This window comes from Paenibacillus sp. J31R30 (assembly GCF_059692115.1).
Window position 1 is genome coordinate 1,019,448 of record NZ_JCAUAV010000002.1, and the last position, 24,234, is coordinate 1,043,681.

At 41.6% G+C, this 24,234-nt stretch carries 25 protein-coding genes; 17 read left to right on the forward strand and 8 right to left on the reverse strand.

Translation table 11 applies throughout. The features are described 5' to 3' along the window. Window positions 1-177: 177 nt before the first annotated feature. The 3 genes from AC58QO_RS10340 (at window position 178) to AC58QO_RS10350 (ending at window position 2,108) form a co-directional block, all read left to right on the forward strand. Entirely contained in the window at window positions 178-693 is a 516-nt protein-coding gene (locus AC58QO_RS10340; RefSeq protein ID WP_497265207.1) for a nucleoside deaminase, read from the forward strand. A 143-nt stretch (window positions 694-836) separates the two neighbouring features. Then, on the forward strand, window positions 837-1,343 hold the full coding sequence (locus tag AC58QO_RS10345; RefSeq protein WP_497265208.1) for a hypothetical protein: 507 nt from the start codon (window positions 837-839) through the stop codon (window positions 1,341-1,343). Between the two features lie 567 nt (window positions 1,344-1,910). Then, window positions 1,911-2,108: a Spo0E family sporulation regulatory protein-aspartic acid phosphatase gene (locus AC58QO_RS10350; RefSeq protein WP_497265209.1), complete on the forward strand. Its 198-nt coding sequence runs from the start codon at window positions 1,911-1,913 to the stop codon at window positions 2,106-2,108. A 260-nt stretch (window positions 2,109-2,368) separates the two neighbouring features. Here AC58QO_RS10350 and AC58QO_RS10355 read toward each other — a convergent pair whose 3' ends face one another. Together AC58QO_RS10355 and AC58QO_RS10360 are read right to left on the reverse strand one after the other, a co-directional pair. Then, complete coding sequence (locus tag AC58QO_RS10355; RefSeq protein ID WP_497265210.1) at window positions 2,369-2,947, reverse strand: hypothetical protein; 579 nt, start codon at window positions 2,945-2,947, stop codon at window positions 2,369-2,371. 126 nt (window positions 2,948-3,073) lie between these two features. After that, a complete protein-coding gene (locus tag AC58QO_RS10360; RefSeq protein ID WP_497265211.1) occupies window positions 3,074-3,583 on the reverse strand; it encodes a tetratricopeptide repeat protein in 510 nt (169 codons plus the stop codon). A 190-nt stretch (window positions 3,584-3,773) separates the two neighbouring features. Here AC58QO_RS10360 and AC58QO_RS10365 point away from each other — a divergent pair, with 190 nt between their 5' ends. From AC58QO_RS10365 to AC58QO_RS10390, 6 genes are all read left to right on the forward strand, one after another. Continuing rightward, window positions 3,774-3,995 (forward strand): hypothetical protein, encoded by a 222-nt coding sequence (locus tag AC58QO_RS10365; protein WP_497265212.1) that lies wholly within the window; start codon window positions 3,774-3,776, stop codon window positions 3,993-3,995. Between the two features lie 103 nt (window positions 3,996-4,098). Further along, window positions 4,099-4,821, forward strand: a complete 723-nt coding sequence (locus AC58QO_RS10370) for a DNA polymerase beta superfamily protein (protein WP_497265213.1) — start codon at window positions 4,099-4,101, stop codon at window positions 4,819-4,821. 56 nt (window positions 4,822-4,877) lie between these two features. Beyond that, window positions 4,878-5,465, forward strand: coding sequence for a hypothetical protein (locus AC58QO_RS10375; RefSeq protein ID WP_497265214.1), 588 nt, complete (start codon window positions 4,878-4,880; stop codon window positions 5,463-5,465). Window positions 5,466-5,730: 265 nt separating this feature from the next. Then, window positions 5,731-5,940 (forward strand): CDGSH iron-sulfur domain-containing protein, encoded by a 210-nt coding sequence (locus AC58QO_RS10380; RefSeq protein ID WP_497265215.1) that lies wholly within the window; start codon window positions 5,731-5,733, stop codon window positions 5,938-5,940. Between the two features lie 132 nt (window positions 5,941-6,072). Next, on the forward strand, window positions 6,073-6,306 hold the full coding sequence (locus tag AC58QO_RS10385; RefSeq protein WP_497265216.1) for a hypothetical protein: 234 nt from the start codon (window positions 6,073-6,075) through the stop codon (window positions 6,304-6,306). A gap of 231 nt (window positions 6,307-6,537) precedes the next feature. Beyond that, the gene (locus AC58QO_RS10390) at window positions 6,538-6,768 is read left to right on the forward strand and encodes a hypothetical protein (RefSeq protein WP_497265217.1); all 231 of its coding nucleotides are present in this window, start codon (window positions 6,538-6,540) and stop codon (window positions 6,766-6,768) included. A 211-nt stretch (window positions 6,769-6,979) separates the two neighbouring features. Here the strand turns inward: AC58QO_RS10390 and AC58QO_RS10395 are convergent, their stop codons facing one another. Further along, window positions 6,980-7,621, reverse strand: coding sequence for a hypothetical protein (locus AC58QO_RS10395; protein ID WP_497265218.1), 642 nt, complete (start codon window positions 7,619-7,621; stop codon window positions 6,980-6,982). A 39-nt stretch (window positions 7,622-7,660) separates the two neighbouring features. Continuing rightward, window positions 7,661-8,152 carry a hypothetical protein gene (locus AC58QO_RS10400; RefSeq protein ID WP_497265219.1) on the reverse strand — a complete coding sequence of 164 codons (492 nt, stop codon included), beginning with the start codon at window positions 8,150-8,152 and terminating at the stop codon, window positions 7,661-7,663. Window positions 8,153-8,363: 211 nt separating this feature from the next. Between AC58QO_RS10400 and AC58QO_RS10405 the strand changes: the two genes are divergently transcribed. The 7 genes from AC58QO_RS10405 (at window position 8,364) to AC58QO_RS10435 (ending at window position 14,995) form a co-directional block, all read left to right on the forward strand. Next, a complete protein-coding gene (locus AC58QO_RS10405) occupies window positions 8,364-9,275 on the forward strand; it encodes an acetamidase/formamidase family protein (RefSeq protein WP_497265220.1) in 912 nt (303 codons plus the stop codon). Window positions 9,276-9,441: 166 nt separating this feature from the next. Then, complete coding sequence (locus AC58QO_RS10410; RefSeq protein WP_497265221.1) at window positions 9,442-9,717, forward strand: hypothetical protein; 276 nt, start codon at window positions 9,442-9,444, stop codon at window positions 9,715-9,717. Between the two features lie 261 nt (window positions 9,718-9,978). After that, on the forward strand, window positions 9,979-11,262 hold the full coding sequence (locus AC58QO_RS10415) for a hypothetical protein (RefSeq protein ID WP_497265222.1): 1,284 nt from the start codon (window positions 9,979-9,981) through the stop codon (window positions 11,260-11,262). A 207-nt stretch (window positions 11,263-11,469) separates the two neighbouring features. Beyond that, the gene (locus tag AC58QO_RS10420) at window positions 11,470-12,186 is read left to right on the forward strand and encodes an ABC transporter ATP-binding protein (RefSeq protein ID WP_497265223.1); all 717 of its coding nucleotides are present in this window, start codon (window positions 11,470-11,472) and stop codon (window positions 12,184-12,186) included. Further along, the gene (locus AC58QO_RS10425; protein ID WP_497265224.1) at window positions 12,170-13,774 is read left to right on the forward strand and encodes a hypothetical protein; all 1,605 of its coding nucleotides are present in this window, start codon (window positions 12,170-12,172) and stop codon (window positions 13,772-13,774) included. The genes AC58QO_RS10420 and AC58QO_RS10425 overlap by 17 nt, the downstream gene beginning before the upstream one ends. Before the next feature lie 33 nt (window positions 13,775-13,807). Continuing rightward, a complete protein-coding gene (locus AC58QO_RS10430; RefSeq protein ID WP_497265225.1) occupies window positions 13,808-14,080 on the forward strand; it encodes a hypothetical protein in 273 nt (90 codons plus the stop codon). A 201-nt stretch (window positions 14,081-14,281) separates the two neighbouring features. Beyond that, window positions 14,282-14,995, forward strand: a complete 714-nt coding sequence (locus AC58QO_RS10435; protein ID WP_497265226.1) for a DUF975 family protein — start codon at window positions 14,282-14,284, stop codon at window positions 14,993-14,995. A gap of 72 nt (window positions 14,996-15,067) precedes the next feature. On the opposite strand, the gene AC58QO_RS10440 is transcribed toward AC58QO_RS10435, so the two are convergent. The 3 genes from AC58QO_RS10440 to AC58QO_RS10450 form a co-directional block, all read right to left on the reverse strand. Beyond that, entirely contained in the window at window positions 15,068-15,214 is a 147-nt protein-coding gene (locus tag AC58QO_RS10440) for a hypothetical protein (protein ID WP_497265227.1), read from the reverse strand. 109 nt (window positions 15,215-15,323) lie between these two features. Continuing rightward, complete coding sequence (locus AC58QO_RS10445; RefSeq protein ID WP_497265228.1) at window positions 15,324-16,073, reverse strand: SDR family NAD(P)-dependent oxidoreductase; 750 nt, start codon at window positions 16,071-16,073, stop codon at window positions 15,324-15,326. A 1,648-nt stretch (window positions 16,074-17,721) separates the two neighbouring features. Beyond that, entirely contained in the window at window positions 17,722-19,071 is a 1,350-nt protein-coding gene (locus AC58QO_RS10450; RefSeq protein WP_497265229.1) for an MATE family efflux transporter, read from the reverse strand. Between the two features lie 172 nt (window positions 19,072-19,243). On the opposite strand from AC58QO_RS10450, the gene AC58QO_RS10455 reads away from it, so the two are divergent. Continuing rightward, window positions 19,244-19,615 carry an iron chaperone gene (locus AC58QO_RS10455; protein WP_497265486.1) on the forward strand — a complete coding sequence of 124 codons (372 nt, stop codon included), beginning with the start codon at window positions 19,244-19,246 and terminating at the stop codon, window positions 19,613-19,615. Between the two features lie 42 nt (window positions 19,616-19,657). Here AC58QO_RS10455 and AC58QO_RS10460 read toward each other — a convergent pair whose 3' ends face one another. Next, the gene (locus AC58QO_RS10460) at window positions 19,658-24,070 is read right to left on the reverse strand and encodes a family 10 glycosylhydrolase (protein WP_497265230.1); all 4,413 of its coding nucleotides are present in this window, start codon (window positions 24,068-24,070) and stop codon (window positions 19,658-19,660) included. Window positions 24,071-24,234 lie beyond the last annotated feature (164 nt).

Here is a 24,234-nt window from a genome sequence, read left to right on the forward strand (position 1 = left end):
ACGTTTGCGAAAATAATAAAAGTCGTAAACCAAAGTGCTTTTTGAGAAAACAGGATGGTATTATTTCGAAAATAATGATCGATGTTCAGACGTTTTGAACAGGCAGGATACTTATTAAGTTATGTTGAATGTTAAAATAAGGGAATTTTAATAGCCGAATAAAACAGGGGGAAGCTTATGACAGATGATTATAAATATTTACTCAAGGCTTTTGTTGAAGCTGAAAAAGCCAAAGATGAAGGGACTTATCCAATTGGTGCTGTTATCGTAGATTCAGATGGCTTGATTATAAGCAGGGGACGTAACAGGGTCTTTTCGGAGGCGGATACTACAGCACATGCAGAGGTTGACGCTATAAGAATTGCTGGACCAACTATGTTGGATATTGAGAATAAGAAGTTCCTGAAAAAGAACTATACATTATTCACGACATGTGAGCCTTGCCCAATGTGTAGTTGTACTATTCTGTTGTCTTTTAATATCAAGAGGGTAGTGTGGGCTGCAAACGATTTAGAAATGGGGGCTATGAGAAAGTTTAAGGAAGGGCCTCACTTCCTAGAGCGATTTAGTAAAATATCTCTTGAAGCAGCTCCTTATAGGGATTTAGAGATTCGTCAGAGAGAGATGCTTGCTGAATGGAATATAAACCGTGGGTATGTAGATACCTATTGGAAAAATAAGACTGAGTTTTAGAAAATATCGTTATACGAACAAGTTGGCTGAATAGTTGTTAATTTATTTATCACACATCTTCCTGAGAGCATAGTCCAAACATGACGAAACAACATAAGATGACAAGAAGTATGATTTCACATAAAAGGATGTGTGAGCCGGGAATGAAAACTATTCAGCAGCATAAAAAAAAGAACGGCCGCGTGAATGTCGGACAAAGAGCCATTCCTGCATCTTCGCCCTCTATCTCTGCACAAGTTAAGAGTAATTTAGGAACGCCTGTTTGTGTTGTGCTCAAGAACGGTTCTATGTACTACGGAGTTCTAAACGAAATACAAGGTAACCAAGTCATTCTTCAAGGCTTCAAGGGAAAAAAAAGGCTCACCGGAAATAAAGCCAAAGGCAAAGCACAAATTTCTAGTTTAGGAGGTTTGGGAAACTTACTTGGTGGAGGCGGTTTAGGAAGCATGCTCGGCCTTCTTGGCGGCGGGGGTGCTGGGGGACTTTTAGGAGGAGGCTCTAGCGGCGGACTATTGGGCGGTCTTGGAAAAGGTTCATCAGCAGGCACTGCTGGTGCCGGGGGGTTCTTTGGTAACATGGGCAGCTTTTTTAAGCTGGGGATGGGAGTTATATCTTTTATCATGCCATTGATGAAAAACTTTTCGATATGAGGCAGTAGCAGCTAACCTGATCTTGGGTTGGCTGCTTTTGTATGATTGAGCCATTCATAATTAATCGATCCCAACTTGAAGAGATGGGCAGGGGGATGTCATGAACAAGAAATGAAAGAAGGCATCACGTGATACATTACGAAGCTGAGCTATCCCTTCGTTGAACTGACGGGAGAACGAGAGTTAAATATTTGTTACATAATTGAAATCTTATTTTCATCTGGGCTTAATCATTCAAGATTATAATAAAAGTCGACCCCCTTTTTAAATATAAAACTTAGACCCTCGGCCCGTTGCTGAGGGTCTCTTTTTGCAAAATGGCGGGTTTTCGTCTTAAGTATTTTCATAGTAAAGGTAGCACAGGTTACAAATAAGCCATCAAAAGGGGTTAAGGAAAGAATTGAGACGATTAGCAATATGATAAAATAGTTTGAAGCATAAAATCATGAGGGAACAATTTTTTTGAAATATTATTTTAGGTATTCGACAAATAGTAACAACCTTATTGTATCTGTCTGTTTTATAATATCTTTGTCGACTTATTGAACAGAAACGGAGATACGTGAAATGGAGCAATTCCTCTTAGAAAAAATCGAAACAATGCGTCTTCAATTGGTTCAAGAAGCATTAGTACAAAACAGTCTTACAAATGAAAATGTTGTTGCAATTAGCCACGAATTGGACAGATACATCTCTTTATATCAGAAGCTAAAAGTGGATACAGTACGAGTAATCGAGCAATATGAGAAGAAAGTTGCATATTAGGAAAGACGCCATATTGGGTGAAGATGGGTCAATCTTTCAATATTCTCATTTATCCTTTAATAATGATCAACATTATACATATAAACATATTGCACCCAATAAAGTCTGCTCACTAGGGACACTCCACTAAGCTAACAAGAAACGATAGTTGAATAGAGGGCTGCCGAGCGTAAATGATCGATCGGCAGCCTTTTCACCTAAAGGTCAGGATTCTTGTGGTTCTTATTAGTACAATACCAAGATTCAAAGAATCTTTCTCATCAAGAATGTTCCAAGGAAAGGTTATAGCGTTTGCCGTTAGACAAGCGGACAACAAATAAAGGGCCGTACACGCTGATAGTGGCGGAAACAATAAATTTCGAATTAACGTTATTGACTAACCGCAGTAACGCTGCCTGTTTTCTCGTTCTCACGAGCCTGATGAACTGTGCTCCAAATATACGATCATTGGCAAGTTTTCGCAGCAGCTGCAGCATGATGAGGCTTACTTTACGGATATCCTCGGATTGTATACTTAGTAGCCGCCCTGGACTAAAGATACCAGTGTCCAAATAAACCTTCGTCTTTTTTGTGATCATTAGACTGTTGCTTGCACTGAAGCCGGCTCCAATAGAGGCGCTTGCGCCTGGCAGCACCTGTTGGATCACTCTTGTGGTTCGATCTAAATCAAATGTCCTCATGGCGTTGATCAGTCGCATCGCATACACACGATCGTTAGCAATGCGTTCATAAAGAGGTAGTACACGACGGGATAGGATGCGCAGTCCCTTCTCGGTAATGGGTTGAATCTGAACGTTGTCCGTCTGCTTTTTTACGACAGTTTTTTGGTTAAGCTTCATTTAATTTGCCCTCCTTGTTTCTCATCATTAAATAGAGATGATTAGGATGAATACAACAAATTATGAGATCTTAAACCATAAGGTTTGGACAAATGTTATGCTGTGCAATATTCGGAACCCTTTATTTCATTCAGCAGTTTCATCAAGGTCTTCGTTGTAAGCCAAGATCCCGCGTTTAAAATAAAGTAGCTTTTCGTCAGAGGTAGTTTCCATTAAATTGGTCACCAAAAGTTCGACGCTTTCCTTGTAATTTTGGCTATTGTATAACGTCATGGCAAGAAACACTTGAATTGCTCTGTTCTCAGGAAATTCCCTCATACCTCTGCGCAACGTGTTCACCGCTTTTTCGTAGTCTCCCCAATAGCGATATGTACTCCCCAGCCCCATTAGGCATCTTTCTAGATCAGGACCAGAGAGGCCCAATTCAAGTGCCCGCACATAAAATGGAATAGCCTGACGGCCCATGCCAGAATTGTCATGCGCGATTCCGGTTTGATAGTTGATCTCCGCGTCATCTGGATAATTGGACAATAGTTCTAATAAGTGCTCGCGAACCTCGCTTAAGATCGCTTGATCTTGCTTGGCTCGTCCTTCTTCGCGCCGTTCAATCCATTTGCTCAAATCGTCTCTTGCCATATGATCACCATTCCTATGTTTGGTAGTTTATTGAGATAAGAACATCTTAACATAAGCTAGCGCTCACTGAGTTAACGGTTAGATAGCCTGGTGTACTAAAACTTTTTCCACTTATTTCCGTCTATAATGAAGTGATCAATAATCATAAGAGGGCATCACTTTCTATTAAGTTCTTAACAGGAGGGGACAAATGAAAGAACGCAATTCGACTTATCATATTGCAACTTCAAAGTTAGGTTTTCAAGCCGAAGTAGAGAGGTTGAAAGCCCAAGCAATGATGGGGTGGGATAAAGAGTTTCGAAATTTAAAATGGTATGGATTGCAGAACGGCATGAGCGTATTAGAGGTGGGAAGTGGTCCAGGATTTGTGACAGAACATATAAGAATGGAATCCTCAATAAGGAAGAATTAGATCAGTTAAACCAAGCTTCTGAGAACATAAATAATTCTCCAGATGCATATGCAATGATGAACTTTGTAATGGCATGTGGAAAAAAACCGGAGGTAATAAGGCTATGAGGGCACATGGTAGAGAGGTTGTCTTTAAGGCGTTATCAGGTAGCATTAACAGGAATCTCAATGATGAAAATTCAGACAGGGACATGAAGTTGTTTGTGCTGCCTACATTTGACGATCTATATTCTGGAGTGATCTATAAAAACTTCATTACTTCTGAAGCTGAGGATGTCGAAATCCACGATGTAAGAAAGCTGGAGAAATTGCTTTATAACTCGAATTTAACATTTCTAGAGTTGCTATATTCTGTAGAAATTGAAACTTTTAATAATCATGAAATGAATAAAATTATTGATATGAGAGATGAAATTTCAAGGATCAATTTAAAGAATTTATACAATAGCTGCTACGGTATGTACCATGGACAGATGAAGGATTTGCACAAACCTAATTCTGATTTACAAAGAGACATCATTGGTAAATACGGATTTAATACAAAAAAAGCAATGATGTCATTTCATTTTTTGAAGTTTATTATTCGTTTTTATGAAACAGGTTTCACAGATTTTAGTTCATCTATTTACTATTCAGGTGTTGAAAGAGAATTCATGTTGAATATTAAACATGGTGGAGTAACATATGAGCATTTTGCTGGCTTAATCAAAGATACGGAACAACAAGTAAAAGAGCTGGAGCCGCGATACGGAATACATACTGCAAATGAAGAAACGAACAAAAAACTTCAAGGGCTGATAAAAACGCTGGTTAGAAATAGTTTCTAGCACCAGATAAATGTACATTTATAAAGTAAGGTCTATCTGCGAGCTGGAGGGAAATGATGACGAAAAGAAGATTAGTAGTTGCCACAAGTGTTTTTTTATTGATTGCTTTATTTTTTTATTTAGCCGGATACAAATTAGATGCATTAAGTGCTGCTAAAGCGAACCCATTTCTACCAAAAGCTTCAGTTTTATTAGATGAAGTTGATTACCCATGGGGAAAAGTATTCATCTTCGATTCAACTGAAAAGCCGATTACAGTAATAAGTTTCAAATCATTTGGGTTTTTATGGGTTTCAAGAATGTCCACGTATTATTTTCACAACGAAGACTCAATTAAGACAATCGGTGGAGTCTTATACTCGGATGACAAAGGCAGGACTGCGACTGTTATCAGTGTATTGTTGAATGACCCGCGGATTTCGTTTTTAGAGATCGGACCCGAAGGAAACAGAATAAGAAAGAAAGCAGAGTTAAATACCCCGATCACTTTTTCTTGGGATAAATCATTCCCTTGGAATGATTTTAATGCGAAGGCGTTGAATGAAGCCGGGAAGGTTCTCTATGAATATCGCTACGCCAAATCAAATTTTATTAGGCATGAGGATTTAAAATGGTATCCTATTTCGGCTCCTCAAGTGAATTGATAATGTATCATAGGAGGACGTAATGTGGTTCAAGTCACTTATTCCGAAACAGAAAAGGTGGATATAAGCCAAATCCACCGCCGCCTTGATAGGTTGCCATTATGTGAGACAAAGAAAGCAGACGCACCGGCGACCTGCTTTCTTTATTGAGGAATCGGCAAAGATTGTTATTTCTATCTGCGATATTTGATGATTGGCTCGTCTTTTTCTTATGATCAATGGATATACTTGTATATTATCTTGTCATACATTGGAGGTAAAAATAATGGCAGACGAAAACAAAGTAACAATTAAAGTGAACGACAACGGATCGCTTCGGGTGACTGGCCCAGTCGAGTTGGTGGACGCAGAAGGCAACCCATTTGAGCACAAAGAATCGTTCTCGTTGTGCCGATGCGGAGGATCGGGTAACAAGCCGTTTTGCGACGGCACGCACAAGTCGATCGGCTTCGTAAGCACACCGAGAGCGAAATAGGAGTAAATTCTTTGCAAGGGCTGCCAACATAGGCAGCCTTTTTATTTTCCGAAAGAAGAAATCATAAGCCAATCGGCCAAGGATGGACTTTAACGACTTCGGATTCTTTGGAGTTACATCGATGTCAGAGACATGGCAGTAGCCTGTAGATTGGCTGTGGAGAAAGACGGGCTTGGCGCGCAATCGCTTATTCTAGCGGCTGACGATACTTCATCGGATCTCTCTAGTGAAGAACTGATCCATAGGTTTATGCCTGAGCTTGCTAAATATGTCCCGCATTTACCTGGACGATCCAGCTTTCTATCGAATGGTATGATCAAAGAAGTTCTCGGCTGGAAACAACAACATTACTTTATGGAACAATAAATGCTCATCATTTGGTATTCTGAAATTGTCCCCTTTTAATATTGCTTATCTTGTGATTATCCATCTACAGGAATCTATGGGGTATTGGGCGCTTAGATTATTTTTGATGTTGTAGATGAATACATCTTGTATAATAATTAGCGTAATGATGTGAAAATTTTCAAGGTTGGTAGTGTTGAAACGTAAGATATCTTGGAATAATTCTGAACTAAACAAATAAAGGGGATAAAAATGAACCAAGAGGATGTCAAGCAACGTATTAAAGATTACCAGCAAGCAGATGGTGTACACCCTCTTTTTTGCGGACTCAATAGTAAACACGAGAAATTATACCCTAAGGTTCTTGAACAAGGGTTGGTTCTTCTTTGCCCGAATTGCAATTATACGCAGACGTACATCCCCGATCTCTTCTTCGATGATGGTTTTTATGATTGGTTGCGGGGCATGAAGAGATTGATTTAGGGAGAGGGCGGGAACGATTACTTATCATCGATCCCTTTGTGATACGGGCCACCGTAGTGTATCTAAACACAAGACAAAACCACTCCTGACTATGGAGTGGTTTCTTTGCATTGAACTTCTTTTGTAATTACAAATGAATGATTTCGTCTGCCAAGTTACCTATATTACTTTCGTTGCGTACAGGAACTATTACAATTGAATTATGATTTCTTTATATTTCAATAAACTTTTTATTGTATTCACCAATTATGTACTCCATCCAATCTTTGGTTTGCATCCATGGTACAGTATATAGCCTTTTACCATAAGCAAAACCAACTGCCATTGATGCCCTCCATATTTCACCACTTTGAAACTCTAATGGTCTGTGAATCCTTCCTTGCTTTTCATTATTTTCATATACCCCTGAAAGTTCAAACATATTTGCAATCTCAAGTAGACTATAATCATTTTTGCTTTGCGCAATTCCTTGTTCTATTTGTTCTGCAACTGTTTTTATCCCCAAAATTCTCCTTGTCAATTTGTTTGGATAACTTCTCCTGGGCTTATGGGGGTGTTCCGAAATTCCTTCACCAATGTAACAAGATATACTACGAAGCAAATCAGCACTGGCTATTTGACCATTTACTTGTATAGAATTTTGATAAGCATCATCCATCAGTTTTTTACCTGCCAGTATGTAAGATAACCCCCATCCACCAGCACCTAAATTTCCTGCAATACCATATATTTTACCACCCTCGAGGGTCACAGATAGACTGTTGATAGAGTCGACCATTCTCCAATAATTAAATAGAGAACATGATACTTGGCAAGTAAGATTTTCAATTTTGATTTGCAGCAACGAATCCATAAAAATTCATTCCCATCCAGTAAGATGAATTCATATTTTTTACGATAAACTCGTACTTTCATTCTGTTTACCACTGGCATCCATGTAACTTTTTAATCTCAAATAAAGATTCAAAGGGAAATCATGCAAATCCCATAATTTCTTGTACCCCTCTAATCCATGTTTCTCAAGTATGATTTCTAATGCAATAAGAACAGCACTAGCCAAATCATTAAGGGGACACATGGAATCCAACTTTAAGACGGGACTTTCTTTTAGCATCAAATCCCCATAACGTACAATTTTAATTGAAACAGTATCTTTATTTATGCGTTCGAATGTCCATTCTGTTCCAGCGGGTTCTTCCTCAAATTCAAAAACTGTTTTATTTTGAGGATAAGGAACACACTCTGGAATTATGGAAATTAGACAACGGAGCAAATCATCTAATGCATCGGTCATATAACTTGCAGTAAAACGAACATTATTGGAGTCAATTTCAATAAATCCGTCTGCCCATCCGCTACAAGTTAACTCATATACGAATTTCATCTTGTTCTCCATATTCCTCTATCAGTTAATTAATATTAGATTAAATAATACCATATACTGGAACGAACTTCTTTATTCGTGTCTCTTTCGAATTTACGAGTGACGACGATGCCCAGCTAGATTACGACCGATTTCTCGCTGTTAAGCTGGGTAGGAAATTTATAACAGTTGTCGAAACTATAGACTATCCAATCGACAAGGAGGAGTAGTCATGATTCATCAGTTCATACCACAACTTTATTTTAATACGATAGGCCAGCATCCACCTATATTGACGATTCGGGATGGGGATACGGTCATTACGACGACAGTCGATGCGAGAGGTTGGGACAACAACGGCGAAAGCGCAGCTGCTCGAGGGAATCCAATGACAGGACCTTTCTATGTAGAAGAAGCGATGCCCGGTGATACGCTAGCGGTTCAATTCGAATCAATCACTCCGAACCGCGATTGGGCTTGGACAACGAACATGCTTGCTCCATCAGTTATTGAACCATATGTTGCTGCTGGATTGCCGGCATCGGACATCGTACGCTGGACGGTGGATGTTCCACAGGGGGTTGCTTTTCTCAAGGAGCCAACGCTGGGGCTGGCTGAATTGAAGCTGCCTTTGCGGCCCTTTCTGGGCTGTTTTGGTGTAGCGCCTTCCAATGGTCAGTTCATCTCAACTGCTACGAGCGGCGAGTATGGCGGTAACATAGACTATAAAGGACTGGTCGCAGGCTCTACAGTTTATTTTCCGGTGTCATCCAAAGGCGCATTGTTTTATTTGGGTGATGGTCATGCTTTGCAAGGCGATGGAGAAATTATCGGTACAGGGCTCGAAATATCTATGGATGTTCGGTTCACAGTTAGCGTTCAAAAAGGTAAAATGATAGGCTGGCCGAGAGGTGAAACCGACACGCATTGGTTGTGTATCGGCAATGCACGGCCGCTTGACCAGGCGCTTCAACATGCAACGACCGAGATGTTTCGGCTTCTGCAGGAGGATTTCGGCTTAACATCTTCAGAAGCCAGCTTGTTGATGGGACAAGCAGTGGAATATGAAATTGCCAACATGTTTAATCCCGCCTACAGCGTAGTTTGCAAGCTGCCAAAATCGGTTTTATCACAATTAAGCTAAAGAAGCACGATAGTTCAATAAAACAGCGGCAGTCTAGGACGTTATTTTCAAGTCCATGGCTACCGCTGTTTGATTATCTGTTAAAATATTCCTTTACATTTGCACTTTTTCAGATATATTAAGTAATGGTAATTATTCACATAGATGATTAAGGGGGACTTTTAAAATGTCGATGGAAACAACCAACTATGGGCTAGATCAAAGAGAAAAGGTTATGACGGTGAAAAATTGGCTAATTACTAGCTTAATCTTGATGATTCCAATCGTCAATATCGTAATGTTATTTGTTTGGGCATTTGGTGACAGTGCAAACAAAAATAAGGCAAATTACGCCAAAGCTAGTTTATTGATGATTCTTATTTTTATTGTATTATATGGTATTCTTGCAATTGCTTTCTTTGCTATATTCGCAGACGTACTGAACAACAATACTACTTTTTAAAATATACCAAAACAAAATATCACCCAACAAAAAGTCCGCTTTATCGATTCCTCAAATATAGAGGTTTAGATAGGGCGGACAATTTGTTGTGTGTAAAATCCATACTTTCCTTATGTTTAATAACAGCTGATACGTTGCAACCCTTTACGACGTGACGGGCAGCAAAGTTGAAGGATTAGTTGATATTCCATGTTATAATTAACTGGAAATAGTTTCTATATATAAATTCACTGTTTTGTAGATAGAGCGGGGGACAACAAGATGAAATGGTTTTTAGCTTTGTTTATTTCGATGTTAATCCTAAGTGGATGTAGAGAATCTTCTCAGAGTTCATTGTCAGCAGTAAACATTTCGCCATCTCCAAATAAACTTCCGGAAGCAACGATGCAGACAATGCCTCAGCCTCAGGAATCTCCGCAAATCGGAATTTCTAAGGTAGTGGAAATCGCGGAACAGTCCTTTAATGTGGATTTGGAATCTTGGGGGAAAGTTAGATACGTATCAGCCAAAAGTGTAAACGGTGAGGGACATTTAGACCTTTTGCTTACTTTAAATGATTTCGAAGGGAATCAGTTATATACGTTTCCAAAACCAAAGTTTATTGAAGGATGGACTTTCTATTCCGTTAAAGCTGTTTCCTTTAAAGATATAAATCAAGATGCGAAAAAAGATGTTATTGTTTTAGCCGAATACATGACAGGTATTGGTTCGGAGGGAAGTGTTCCATTCACAGTTCCAACTATTTATATTCAGAAGGATAAGGAGTTTTTGTCTGATTTCAACTTAGATAAGAGTCTGTATACATCTGGGAAAATAACAAACATAAATGATGTTGTAACCTATTTTAATATGAAATCACAATCTAATGTTTCATCATCTCCTTTGGCAACAGTTCTACCTATAGAGGAAGTAAACAAACAGTTGTGCAATAAAGTATTGGCCTCTAATTTGACCGAAGACGAGATCATCGAAACTTATTATAAGGAGTATACCAATCACAAGTTTGATTTATCTGAAGCAGGGCAGGACCAAATGTTTTCTAACTTAGGTGTTTGTTTTGAACAGGAGATGAATAACCTACTTGCTAATAATAGTGAATTGAAAAGTAAAGTGAAAACTATTTATAAAACACTCGTAGCATCCATTACACATCTCTCAACGATTGATTACATTCGCAATGGTGGAGGTACAATGTGGGGGCATAATGGCAATAGACAAATAGCTTTGTACAAATATTACATGCATACTTATGTGAAAATAAAGCAAAGAAATAATTCGGCAACTCCTGAAAAATATGATCAACTTTCTAACAAACTGGCCTCTCAAATGGAAAAATTAAAGCTTCAGGGAGTTAATGGGTTGGACAAGTTTTTAGAACCAAATAAGGTGAAAGAAGCCAAAAAAAACTTTGATACAGAGTTCTTTAGTTTAGAAGCTGTTGTCCTGAAGTTTAAAGAACTGACAGCGGAAAAAGACGAATCTTGCTTATTTCTATATAATCAGCTAGTGGAACGAGTGAGTTATTCAATCAATGATCAACCGTAACCTTATAAGTTTAGTAATTTATGGGCATTCAAATGATCGCAATAACTAATTAATGGGAGAGCAAGATGGATAATAATATAATTAAAATTCGAGGGAAAAACCTCTATGTAGTTCAGAAACTTTTTGAAAGCTGGTACGTACCAAAGAGTTGTTGGTGTATGGTCTTGCGTTGAGGCACAACATACGAAGCGAACGGAGGCGTTATACTTGCAATTGATCCTTGACAATATCGACAAGAAATTCGGCGACAAAAAGGTGCTAGAAGGCGTTGGTTATAAATTTCAGAAAGGAAAAATTTATGGACTGCTCGGCCGCAACGGAGCCGGGAAGACGACGCTGTTTAACTGTTTGAGCGGCGAGTCGAAAATGGACGGGGGCCAAGCTCGCCTTGAGGATAATGGCGTTGTGCGGGAGCTCCGTGAAGAGGATGTCGGGTATGTGTACTCGCTGCCGATTCTACCCGAGTTTTTGACTGGCTACGAATTCGTTAAATTCTACATGGATATTAACCGGGACAAACTGCAGCCGGATCTAAGCATCGACGCTTATTTCGACATGATGAGCATGGCGAAGGATGACCGGCACAGGCTGATCAAAAGCTACTCCCACGGGATGAAAAACAAAATTCAGATGCTGCTGTTCCTACTTACGAAACCGCCGATCATTCTGCTCGACGAGCCGCTCACCTCCTTCGATGTCATCGTAGCGCTGGAAATGAAAAATATGTTGCGTGAGATGAAAAACGATCATATCCTCATTTTCTCCACCCACATTTTACAGCTGGCTTCCGATCTATGCGATGAGCTTGTTGTGTTGAACAATGGACGGCTGTCCGACGTTCCAGCTGAGATGTTGCACAGTCCGGAATTCGAACAGCGCATTATTCATTTGTTAAAGGATGAGAGCCATGCTGAGAACGTTTAATAGGCTGCTCGCTATCCGGACATCTTCTGCGGCCAATCGTTTTATTTATTATGCGCAAAAGCTTCCGCTGATTGGCAGACGGATACCGGACACCGTCTACGCCAATCTGCGTGTCAAAAAAACCGTTACCGTCATCTCACTCATTCTGAACGTGCTTTGGGGACTGTTTTCCAAGCTGGCATATACAGGACTGCTCGTCTATTTGCCTGCCGTTGCACTGAATCGGTCGCTGCCTCAGGAAGACCAATTACAGCTGTTTTTGCACATTTTTTTGCTGCTTAGCTTTGTGGTGGCCGGTGGCATCAATGCCTCCGTGCTGGAGCCGAAGCGGGAGAAATACATCGCCGTGAAGCTAATGCGGCTCTCGCCGGCCACGTATATGCGGACTTCGCTCAGTTATCGTTACTGCACATATTTTGTTTATTATTTACCTGCACTTCTGCTCTTTACTTCTTTGCTGGGTGCCTCCATCGCGCAAGCGCTGTCGTTAACGGCAGCAGTCACGCTTTGGCGGGTATTCTGCGAATATATGCATCTGAAGCTGTTTGAGAAAACTGGCATAGTGCTGATCCGAAACAACTTGATTGTCTGGTTGACGATCGGGCTTGGCTGTACGGCCGCTTATGTACCGCTGCTCCTCAATTGGACGCCAAATAGCGGCACGCTGCTAATTGGTTTTCCTGCTGTTCTCGTCTTTGCGGCACTAGGCATTTTCGCTGCGATACGGCTGGCAAGGTATCCCGATTACCGAACGGCGGTTGACGTTGCAACGAAACGGGACGATCCGCTATTGGACATGGGGCGCATGATGTCGGATGCGAAGAAAACAAGTGTTCGATCCAAAGACAGCGATTACGCGTTGACGACGATACAGGCCGACAAGTTCAAAAGCAAGGAAGGTTATGCTTATCTGAATGCGCTATTTTTCGCACGGCATCGCAGCCTGATCGCGCAACCGGTCTATACAAGACTAGCGATCATTGGCGGTTTGGGCATTGCAGGCATCGTTTTTGCAGCGCTGGACAGTCAACGGGCTGCTCTTCTGAGTTCAAACCTGGGGATTGTTCTTCCTTTTCTGGCTTTTATTTTGAACTTCTTGACGGTTGGGGACAAGGTGTGCCGCGCCATATTTTACAACTGCGATCTCAGCCTGCTGCGTTACAGCTTCTACCGGAATGCCGCGAACCAGCATTTCCGCATCAGGCTGTACCGAATCACGGGGCTGAACCTGGCGATCGCCGCCGCTCTCGGAGCCGCGCTGACGTTGATTGCCCTGGCAGCCGGCGCAGCGATAAATCTGGACTTGCTTCTGCTGTGGGTGTGCCTGCTGGTGCTGTCCGTGTTTTTCTCCGTCCATCACCTCTTGATGTACTATATCTTTCAGCCTTACTCGACTGAACTGAATGTGAAAAATCCTTTCTTTTATGTCGTGAACTTGGTGATGTCGTCGGCATGCGGGTTCAGTATAGCAGTGAAAGCCCCGGCGCTCCTTTTCACTATAACAGTCATGATTATAACTCTCGTTTATTTGGCCGCCGCGTTTATTCTCGTGCGTCGCTTCGGACACCGCACCTTCAGGGTGAAATGACCGATGCCTATCTCACGGAAGGGAACTGAGGGTATGAATGGAATTGAAGCGTTCATGGTTGGAAGAGTAAAATACTTAAGGGAAGAGTATTGGACGATAGAAGGGCGAGCTATTGAAGATATTTCCTTAGGAGATATTTTAAATCATGATTTGGAAAGTACCAACGGTAATACTAAATTGGAAGTTAAGTCAATCTCAACTTACGGCAAGGAAGTTACTACCTTGTACAAAATGATGACAGGATTGATTGTTGTAAGTTCACAACCAATATGTGAATTGGCATACATAAAGATGTTATATAAATAGTTTATTAAATAGGGATCGCCGGCTGTTGTGCAGTCGGCGATCCCTATTTTTACTGAACGATGAGGGGGACATAATGGCTGGGATTTTCGTATATGGATAGGACAATTCACCTACTTGAAAATTTGGTTCTTTACTGAATGGAATAGATTACTTATTATTGAGAGTAAATGAAAAATATTCCAAGTCGAAGCGAGGACCACTATGAATGTGAACCAAGAAAATTATTATGACAAGGATTCATCTGAACTAAGGGAATCTGCAAGGAGGAGTCTGAGAGAGAACTGGGTTGCAGCTCTGCTCGTCACGGCGGTTGCCACTTTAATCGGTCCATTGACGGGGCCAGAGAAGCACTGGCTTTTTGATCTTGCAGGCTTTTTGATAAGCGGAGCTCTCATGCTGGGCTCTGTGCATTATTTTCTAAAGCTGAATCGAGATGAAGGTGCACAGTTCACCGATCTATTTTACGGATTCAAACAATTTGTCTCATCATTTCTGACTTACCTCCTGTTCATACTTTTCATCCTGCTCTGGACCCTCTTACTCATAATACCAGGAATTATTGCAGGCCTTCGTTATGCCATGACCTTCTACATTTTGAACGATGAACCAGGCATAAAACCGCTTCAAGCCATTAAACGCAGCTCAGAAATGATGAGAGGCCATAAATGGGACTTTTTCAAGCTCCACTTGAGCTTTATAGGCTGGTATTTACTCGCGATTATGGGTGGGCTTATTATTATTGGAGCACTCCCATGGGTAGGTATGGAGGACCCTTATTGGTCTAGTGTCATTATGGCCGTATTCATACTGCCTGTCGTTACTTATACCTCATCTGCTTCAGCTGCATTCTATGTCAATCTGAAAGCCATACGTCAACAAGAAGGTGCATCTTGGCATCAAGCCCCAATTGAGTAAAAGCTCTCACTATAGTCCACTTGTGAAAACAAAAAAAAGTGCCGCAATAACATGCGGCACTCATCTTCAATTTTACGCTTTCTCTTCCTCTTCTCCAGCTTCGACCACGCCATTCATTTGTTCGGCATAGGCACGCATCATATCGTAATCATGATTAAACGCAAGTTCTGCCATGCGTGCAGGCTCTTGCTCTTGAGGAATTGTTGTCTCATCCTTCACTCTGCCCACCCCTTCCTTGATTAGGGATTAGGATTTCCTATATCCGATTTGTTATCCATGCCCTGTCATGGAGCGGCTTTGTTACTTTTTCAATGAATACCATAGGCAATTATTCCTCGACATACATCATTTTAACGGACATACCGCCATCTATCGTTAGGTTCTGACCAGTAATGAATCCTGCCTTCTCGCTAGCCAAAAAAAGACAAGCCGTGGCAATATCTTCTGGCCTGCCTACTCTGCCTACCGGGTGCTGGCTTTTATCCGCTTCCGTGTGGGAAAAGCTGCCATCGTCCCTTACTTCAATCCACCCTGGAGATATCGCGTTGACGCGAATGCCATAACCGCCTAAACTAATGGCCATCGCATGAGTCAGTGCAGAGATGCCTCCCTTGGAAGCCGAATATGCCTCGGTATTAGGCTCCGACATAGCAGCCCTTGTTGACGAGAGATTAATGATAGCGCCACCTCTCTCTTGTGCTTTCATGATGCGGGCTGCTGCCTGCGAGCAGTGAAAAGTACCTCCCAGGTTAACGGAAATAACCCGCTGAAATTGCTCAACGCTAAGTTCCAACACATCCGTATTATGCATGATACCTGCATTATTCACTAACACATCGATGCTGCCCAAAAGGGAAGACGTACGTTCCAGCCATTGCTCGACCTCCTCATTCCTAGAGACATCGACCTTCATGAAGAGTGCATCGTCTGTAAAAGGCCGCAGGAGCTCAATTGTCTCCAATCCTCTGTCTTGATGAATATCCGCTATGGAAATGCCATAACCTTCTTGAGCAAAAGCAAGAGCAATGGCTCGTCCTATGCCCTGACCTCCCCCAGTAATGACTGCGATTTTTCGCATACGAATCACCTCTATCAGTATTTTCCAACAGTTTAACACACCTGTAGCTTCAACATAAAATTCATAGGAATAACATGAGTCCAAGCCAATATATGAACCAATTCATATACTATTACATCTTGTGATTAAGAGGTGATAGAGATGGGATTAATATTTAATCGAAATGTTAGAGTTACTTTTTTCTCGGGTTTTAACTTTACTGGAAGAAATCTAACATTTAGACGAGGCGTGGCAGTTTCAAATCTGGGAATATTCGGTTTTGACAACATCATCTCAAGTTTTCGGCTAAGAAATGTTGTTTTTCCTAGTCAAGTTTCGTTAGTACTGTTTTCAGGGCGCAACTTTACAGGGAATTTTCGAATTTTCAGTGGTAGCCAGAACATTCGAGATTTACGAGTTTTCAACTTTAACAATGTAACTTCGTCGTTTATTCTAGTTGGATTTCGGATAACATCTTCTCAGATTCGTTCCATTCAACGCACAGGCAGTATGCCAAGCGGAATTACCGAATTATAGGCGAAATGGAGCTGAAAAGCATCCTATCTCGGTAGAGGTGGATTGGCTCGAAGGAAACCATATGAAGAAAAGGCAGCCGATCATGATCGGTTGCCTTTTAACATTTGGACAGGAGTACGAAAATAATGACCTAAACTTATAAAAATATGGTAATATCTGTGTAGGTAAAGGAGGGAATCCAAATTGAGATTATAAAACATTCAATAAAAAATCCTTCGAGTATTCGAATCATAATGTCCATGATGATACTAAGTTGGATATCACTAAATAATGCAATTAACCTATTGAATAAAGAGGAGAGCGTATTCCTATTTGTAGTTATGATGGCAATGTTTCTTTTTGGTTTAGTTATCCTATTCTTGACATTGTACAGAACATTTAAGAAACCTACGGAGTTGTACATATATAACAATAAAATCCTATTAAACGGATGTACAATTCAAGCGAATGAAATTAAGGTCATGATGAACATGGGATATTTGAGACCCATTATTGGAATAAAGCCTTATGGGAAGAGGTTTGTGCCACTTCATATGTGTTTTAGGTTTTCGGAGGATGAAGATAGCGGCATCGTGGATTTAGTTAATTGGGCAGCAAAGAACAATGTGCAGATGGCGAATAAACCTTTTCTAAGGTGGCTTTAAATTATAACCGGAGCTAACGTCTTTCATTGTTCAATTTTCGAGGTGGTCATATAAATAAAAAATTAGCAGTAAGTATACTTAGTTCCATATTTGCCATTATCCGGAATTGGTGGGTTGTTCCAAGTGAAATGATAAGGATCAATCCAGATGAGGTATCAAAAATTGAGATTTTTAATGGGAGTATCGGCAAGGAAATCGAGATCTCCGATCGATCGGAAATAGATCATATAATAAATAATCTGAAATCAATTTCATTTAGAAAGCTAAAAATGTCGATTGGTTTAACATGATTAGCTTGCTGATTTTCGGTACGTCAATCGGCGTAACAGCTTCTCGGCGGGGCCAGCATGTGCAAAACCAAGCAGCTGCCACCAGCCCCGTCGGCGAAACAGTTTACGTATAAAGGGCCAATCATGACCTTTCTCTTCTTGCCGGTGTAATAATTGGGCCATTCCATAGCCAATCAGAAGAAAAAATACGGGAAACGCCTAGTGCATTTCCTCTCTGCTCACCAACACTTTTTTCTCCCAGGCTCTGCTTCTCCAGCGGAATAATAACAGAATCCCTCGTAACGCTTCGTCCAAGATGAACACGCCCCACATACCTATTAATCCGTACCCCATATGTATGCCTACCCAATAAGTTAGCGGAACACACAGTCCCAATAGGACACTTCCGCCAATTAGGAGAATGAATCGCGCATCACCTGCAGCTCGAAGAGCTTCTCCTATAATAATGTTCAGACAGCGGACTGGTTCTAGAAGGAAACCACACGTCAGCAAAAGAGCCCCCAATGTAATGATTTCTACGTTGTCCGTAAACATGCCGATCAACTGTTTTCTGAACAACACGGTCAAAGTGACCGCGGCAAGTGAAAGTAATAAGCTAAGTAGTAAACTGCGAAACAACTGCTTGTAGGCTTCCTCCTTTTCACCTGCACCCACCAGTCGACCAATGATAATTTGAGTCCCGCGTCCCAAGGAAATGGCCAGCACCATAATGAACGTCATTATATTTTGTGTATAAATCCGAGTAGAAAGCATCTCAGCACCCAGCTGAGTAATAAAATATGTTGTCATCAGTTGACTTACTGAGTAGATGAGCTGACTCCCGGCAGTGGGAATACCGATAGTTAATATTTTTTTTATTTCTGCAAATTTGACTTTGTAAAAGTCGCGGAAGGATAAGTTCAATCGAACGATCTTTGTTAAAATCATGCCATAGACAACTAGTCCGAGTAATTGGCTGAATATGGCCGATATGGCGACTCCCGGAACGCCGAGCTTGGGAAAGCCGAAGGGACCAAAAATAAATAAAATACTGCCAGTCAAATTGACGAGATTGATTCCCAAGCTGACCGTCATTGTATATCTAGTGTATCCATGTACTTGCGTTATGGCCGAAATGGTCAGATTGATGGCTTGAATAAATAAGGCACTGCCAACGATAGATAGGTATATACGCGCCTGTCCCAGTGTCTCTGGTTCCAAGTCGAAGGGCTGGAGCAGCTGTTTGCTGAAGCAAACAATACATATGCTTATCAAAAAGCCGAAAAGGAAATTAAGAGAGATTGCTCCAGCTGCAAACTTTTTGACATCTTTAATTTTATTCGCACCTAAATATTGAGAAATGACGATGGCTGAACCGGTTGATATCACTTGGAGCAGCAAGAATAAAAAAATAATGAGCTGATTGCTAACGCCTACCGCTGCGACGGCTTCATCCGACACATGACTCACGATGAACGTATCAGAGGTTCGCATAAACACTTGTAATGACGATTCAATAAAGATAGGCCATGTAATGGCAAACAAACTTAATTTCTTAGTATTCGTCATGGGGAAAGAACTCCTTCGATATTACTCGATATAGATCTCCTCTTCATCTTGGGGGATAGTGAAACCGTTTTCTTTGCAAAATTTGGACAAATGAATGCTTATATTGACTCTAACGGCAGGATAATGGAATTAAAGGGGAATAATAGTATAATACTCTGGAGGAGGGAACATGATGGAAGTTTTTGCAGAATTTATCGCACATATTGATAACCTGGAACATCGGGAACGAACGGAAGAAGTGTTGACTTGGGTAGCTAAGAAATACCCGAATTTAATGCCAAAAATTGCATGGAATCAACCCATGTTTACCGATCACGGCACATTCATTATTGGCTTTAGCGTTGCCAAACATCATTTGGCTGTTGCCCCTGAAAAAGTAGGAATTACTCAGTTTGCTGAAGACATTGTGCAGGCAGGTTATGATCACACCAAGGAGTTGGTACGTATCAAGTGGAATAGCCCAGTTGATTTCTCACTACTTGCCAAAATGATCGAGTTTAACATGGTGGATAAGGCAGATTGTTCAACTTTTTGGAGGAAATAAATTAAAAACCCACCCGGTATGCAAATACGGGGTGGGTTTTTCTCATTTGATCAGGTGAAGCAAGTTCACTATAGCTTGAGCACTTTCTGCACGATTTAAGATTGCTGAAGGTGCAAATACATGTTCTTCACGCCCCGTTACCAAGCCTAGTTGTGCAGCTTGATTAACGAATGGCTTTGCCCATTCCTGTACGCTCTTGAAATCCGAGAACTTAGAATCCTCAGTTAGTTCCTTTGCAGTAGGGTGCTTGATTAGGTAGGCTCTCACAAGCATTGTCGCCATCTGCTCACGACTCACCGTACCATTCGGATTAAACAAGGTATCTGTCATTCCTGTAACGATCCCTAAGCGATGAGCAATTGCGACTTCATTAGCAAACCAATCTGAAGATTGCACATCTTGATACGGAGTGGCGGAAGCTTCTTTCAAACCTAGTGCTCTTACAAGAAGAGCAGCAAATTCGGCACGTGTTACGCTGCGCTCTGGACCGTAGGAATGATCATCCACACCTTTTACAATAAGCTTGCGGCTCAAATCATCCACTGCTGAATAAGCCCAATGCCCATTGGCAACATCATCGTACTGCTTGTTGAATTCAAAAATGCCATACGTACTGAAGTGAGAAATATTCGCTGAAATTGAGCTTTTGTCGCTCGATAATTGTCCATCCAGGTAGGTCATCTCACCATTTTCAGCCACATAATAGACTTGTGCTTTGGAAGCATCGATCCCCTGCGGAACTGCAAAGGTGAAACGCATTGGATTGACAAATTTATTGATTTCCGTATTCGTCCCATCAGAATTCTGAACAGTTAACTTCAAGCGATATACGGCAGCTGCATGAAGATTAGCTCCATGCGCATCTCCGCCTTTAACCTCCAAGGATGTCAATTGTTCTCCTGTAACAGGGACAACGGAGAAGATGAGCTTAGAAGTGCTGTCGTTGCTCGGAATCACTTGCTCAGCTGCTGCTAATACGGAGTTAGGGATGATGATGGATAAGGCATTCAACTGAAGAACAAGATCCTTATTGCCTCCAACCAAACTAGCTGTATTAGCTGGCAACTGAATGGTTTCCACGCTAGGTTTAACGGTTATCGTTACCTGATTTTCATTCGTGCTTTTCAGTTCAGACACTTGAATCTCTTGGACAGCAGTAGTTGGAGCAGGTATCAACACCGGACCTTGCCCTGAATTTGGTCCCGGACTTGCTTCTGGATCTTGCCCTGATTCCGATTGAACATAAGTAATAGTCGTACTCTCACTAGCTGGACTTTCGTTATGAAGACGATCCACGGCCGTCACGATATACGTGTATGTCTCGGAGGACAACGCACTTGTATCCACTATACTCTGAGCTGTACCTGACTGCTTCCTGACTTGCTTCATAATGGTAGCAGGATCATCAATGTTTGGTGCATTTTCGCCTTGTGCTCTGTAGATGACATAGTATGCGGTGTCTGTTTGTGCATCGTTCCAGCTTAGGTTAACACCCGTACTAACGGATTGAGCGGAAACCACTTGCAGTGCATCAGGGGCATCCGAATCGAGCCAGCTCATTTGCGGCAATAAGGCAGGATAACGGAACAAAGAATTCGCTAGATTATCTTTCATGCCTAACGGATTATTCAACACACTGCTTGCGCCAAAGAGCATAGTACCCTTCACATCAGCAAAATTACGATTGTACTTAATCTGATTCGGAATCTGCTCAGGATCGTGCCAATTCGGATCGCTGTCTTCACCGACTTTATAAACACCATTACCTGTATACAGGTTGACGTTTCTTCCTTTCACTTGCTCTTTCCACCAATCGACCAATTTATCGTAAGCGGCAGGACCGTAGTTAATATACCAGTATAATTGCGGAGTTACATAGTCAATCCAGCCTTGCTGAATCCATTTGACCGTGTCTGCATAAATCGTATCATAGCTTTGCAATCCGTTCGTATCCGAACCATCTGGAGAGGTTGTCTTATTCTTCCAGATACCAAATGGACTGATGCCAAATTGTACATAGGGTTTCTCTTGCTTAATTTCCTGTGATAATTCTTGGATGAGGGAATCCACATTTTTTCTACGCCAGTCCCCTAAGGAGAGGCCCGTTCCGTACTGTGCAAATTCAGCACTATCCGGATAATCCACGCCTGTAACTGGATATGGATAGAAGTAATCGTCAAAGTGAACACCGTCTATGTCATACTTTTTCACAACTTCCATTACGCTGTCTATAACATACTGTTTCACAGCTGGGATACCGGGATTGTAGCCAAGCTTTCCACCATAGGTAACAACCCAGTCGGGATGCAGTTTCGCCGGGCTGTTCACTGCAAGTTTACTCGTGTCTAAATCATTTCGAATCCGGTAGGGATTGAACCAGGCGTGGAACTCCATATTCCGCTTACGAGCCTCTTCAATCATAAAAGCTAGAGGATCATATCCCGGATCTTGGCCCTGTATTCCTGTTAACCATTCCGACCATGGATTAAGCTCAGACGGGTAAAGCGCATCCGAAGTGGGTCTTACCTGTGTCATAATCGCATTGATGCCTGTCGCAGCTAGGCTGTCTAGCATATCTTTGAAAGCTTGCCGTTGCTGTTCGGCATTGACTACGCCTTTTTTCGGCCAGTCAATATTCTCAACCGATGCTACCCATGCGGCTCTCATCTCTCGTTTCGGGGCAGTCTGAACCTGATTGACAACCAGCGAATAGGTAGCCGTTTTAGCTCCATATGTGGCAGTAATAAGCGTTACCCCGACTGTAGAGGCTGATATAACGCCGGTTGGGTCGATCGTTGCTACACTTGGTTTGCTGCTTGTGAAGGTGACTCCTTGTGTCAACTTAATAGGAGATTGCGGTTGATCAAGTAAGGTATAGATTGCATTTACGCTAGCTGTGAGGGTAGTGCCAACTGTTAATGAGCTCATATCCGCCAACTGAATTTTTGAAAGGACGGGTACTGGCGCAATAACGGTTACTAAGTAAGAAGCAGTTTGACCTCCGAACGCAGCAGTAATTGTGGAAGTACCTAAGCTCAGAGCTTTTACTTTACCGTTGCTTTCCACTACAGCTACATTTGAATTAGAGCTTGTAATCATCGCGCCGCTATCAGCGGTAACATCCAATTTGGCAAGCTGTCCTGCATATTTGGCCATCAATTGTATATTATCTGTTCTGCCTGCTTCCAACGTGGAGGCGCCAAACAATTCAAGTGAATCGACAGCTGGCTGAGTATTACTAACCGTTAGCTCATAGATCGTTGGCTGAGCATCGGCATAGAGTGCAACAATGGATGTCTTACCTGGCTTTAGAGCTGTTACTTGGCCATTGCTATCTACCGAAGCGATATCAGGTTGGCTGCTCAAATAAGTTAAGCCGCTAGTTGTGAGTTCAGGAGCAACGCTATCCTTTTTCGTAATATAGGCTTGTGCGGTTCTTGTTTGTCCAACTCTCATCGGAGTGAGACCTTGAATATCTAAACCAAACGTTGTGGTGTCTGTATAAAATACGCTCAATTGATCGAAGTAGATAACTCCAGCGTTTTTTCTAGTATTGTTCGTTTCCACGATATAGAGATCCATAAATTTATGGTTGGTGGGAATATCGACCGTAACATACCGCCATCCCTTCCAGCTTATTCCTGTTGCAGTGGGAACGAAGTCAATCGTTGCGACGACGGTTGGCGTCGTAATATTCCTTAATCTTGCACGGAGCCAATGTTTGGACTCATCCCCATAGACCCAGACACCAATCTTTTTTGGGTTTCCCGGAATAGGACGATTCAAACTGCCTGATGTTAAATCATGCAAGCTCACATAGACACCGAAAGTTCCGGGAGGACTCAATAACATGTCATAGGACAACTTGGCAGAGGTGTTGCCATATAGGACGGGATTTTCCGGTCTGTATACAATATCTAGGACAGATGATGATGGCGGTGCGATTGGAGCTGTCGAAGTTGTTCTGTCCGCGGAAATAACTGTTTTACCATTTTTGACCTTACTCTCAAAATCTTCAAATACAGTTGCAACGTTATATCCTACAAGAACCAGGCTAGTAGTCATAAGCCCATCATAGCTAGCACGTACATATCCATGCGCGAAACCGCTAGCCACAGCTGGTGCGGTCATCAGTACCCCGGTAGAGGAGATAGTACCAATGCTGCTGTCCGCTTCCCACGTTACCTGATCCGATCCAATCTGGACGGGAGTCCCCCCCGAATCGTAAGCAGTAAGTGTATAAGTTTGAATAGAACTGGGAGCAATCATGAGCGAAGCAGCGGCAAGTTCTATTCTGCTATACGTGGAGCTCGTTACGCTTGCTGTACTAGCAGTAGCCGGATGGTCTCCCTCGTTTTCGGAAGCGTTTACATGCAAGCCTGAAAAAGAACTCAGTAATATTGCAAGGGATAACAGCATAGAAACTTGTCTTTTAAATCTAGTAAATCTGAACATGATTTCGCCTCCTTCAAATTGATAGTTTAATAAACTTGTTATCATGATAATTAAAAATGCCAATAAATGCAATAATATTTTAATTATTTAATTCTTATTGAAATTTTATTTCAAAAATAACTGTCTAAAAATAGAAAAAATGCACTTGGCCGCACACAGATTAA

Bases quoted from the DNA above. Each gene is read 5' to 3' on its own strand.
- AC58QO_RS10340 (WP_497265207.1), top strand. From the start codon at position 178: ATGACAGATGATTATAAATATTTACTCAAGGCTTTTGTTGAAGCTGAA.
- AC58QO_RS10345 (WP_497265208.1), top strand. From the start codon at position 837: ATGAAAACTATTCAGCAGCATAAAAAAAAGAACGGCCGCGTGAATGTC.
- AC58QO_RS10350 (WP_497265209.1), top strand. From the start codon at position 1,911: ATGGAGCAATTCCTCTTAGAAAAAATCGAAACAATGCGTCTTCAATTG.
- AC58QO_RS10355 (WP_497265210.1), bottom strand. From the start codon at position 2,947: ATGAAGCTTAACCAAAAAACTGTCGTAAAAAAGCAGACGGACAACGTT.
- AC58QO_RS10360 (WP_497265211.1), bottom strand. From the start codon at position 3,583: ATGGCAAGAGACGATTTGAGCAAATGGATTGAACGGCGCGAAGAAGGA.
- AC58QO_RS10365 (WP_497265212.1), top strand. From the start codon at position 3,774: ATGAAAGAACGCAATTCGACTTATCATATTGCAACTTCAAAGTTAGGT.
- AC58QO_RS10370 (WP_497265213.1), top strand. From the start codon at position 4,099: ATGAGGGCACATGGTAGAGAGGTTGTCTTTAAGGCGTTATCAGGTAGC.
- AC58QO_RS10375 (WP_497265214.1), top strand. From the start codon at position 4,878: ATGACGAAAAGAAGATTAGTAGTTGCCACAAGTGTTTTTTTATTGATT.
- AC58QO_RS10380 (WP_497265215.1), top strand. From the start codon at position 5,731: ATGGCAGACGAAAACAAAGTAACAATTAAAGTGAACGACAACGGATCG.
- AC58QO_RS10385 (WP_497265216.1), top strand. From the start codon at position 6,073: ATGGCAGTAGCCTGTAGATTGGCTGTGGAGAAAGACGGGCTTGGCGCG.
- AC58QO_RS10390 (WP_497265217.1), top strand. From the start codon at position 6,538: ATGAACCAAGAGGATGTCAAGCAACGTATTAAAGATTACCAGCAAGCA.
- AC58QO_RS10395 (WP_497265218.1), bottom strand. From the start codon at position 7,621: ATGGATTCGTTGCTGCAAATCAAAATTGAAAATCTTACTTGCCAAGTA.
- AC58QO_RS10400 (WP_497265219.1), bottom strand. From the start codon at position 8,152: ATGAAATTCGTATATGAGTTAACTTGTAGCGGATGGGCAGACGGATTT.
- AC58QO_RS10405 (WP_497265220.1), top strand. From the start codon at position 8,364: ATGATTCATCAGTTCATACCACAACTTTATTTTAATACGATAGGCCAG.
- AC58QO_RS10410 (WP_497265221.1), top strand. From the start codon at position 9,442: ATGTCGATGGAAACAACCAACTATGGGCTAGATCAAAGAGAAAAGGTT.
- AC58QO_RS10415 (WP_497265222.1), top strand. From the start codon at position 9,979: ATGAAATGGTTTTTAGCTTTGTTTATTTCGATGTTAATCCTAAGTGGA.
- AC58QO_RS10425 (WP_497265224.1), top strand. From the start codon at position 12,170: ATGCTGAGAACGTTTAATAGGCTGCTCGCTATCCGGACATCTTCTGCG.
- AC58QO_RS10430 (WP_497265225.1), top strand. From the start codon at position 13,808: ATGAATGGAATTGAAGCGTTCATGGTTGGAAGAGTAAAATACTTAAGG.
- AC58QO_RS10435 (WP_497265226.1), top strand. From the start codon at position 14,282: ATGAATGTGAACCAAGAAAATTATTATGACAAGGATTCATCTGAACTA.
- AC58QO_RS10445 (WP_497265228.1), bottom strand. From the start codon at position 16,073: ATGCGAAAAATCGCAGTCATTACTGGGGGAGGTCAGGGCATAGGACGA.
- AC58QO_RS10450 (WP_497265229.1), bottom strand. From the start codon at position 19,071: ATGACGAATACTAAGAAATTAAGTTTGTTTGCCATTACATGGCCTATC.
- AC58QO_RS10455 (WP_497265486.1), top strand. From the start codon at position 19,244: ATGGAAGTTTTTGCAGAATTTATCGCACATATTGATAACCTGGAACAT.
- AC58QO_RS10460 (WP_497265230.1), bottom strand. From the start codon at position 24,070: ATGTTCAGATTTACTAGATTTAAAAGACAAGTTTCTATGCTGTTATCC.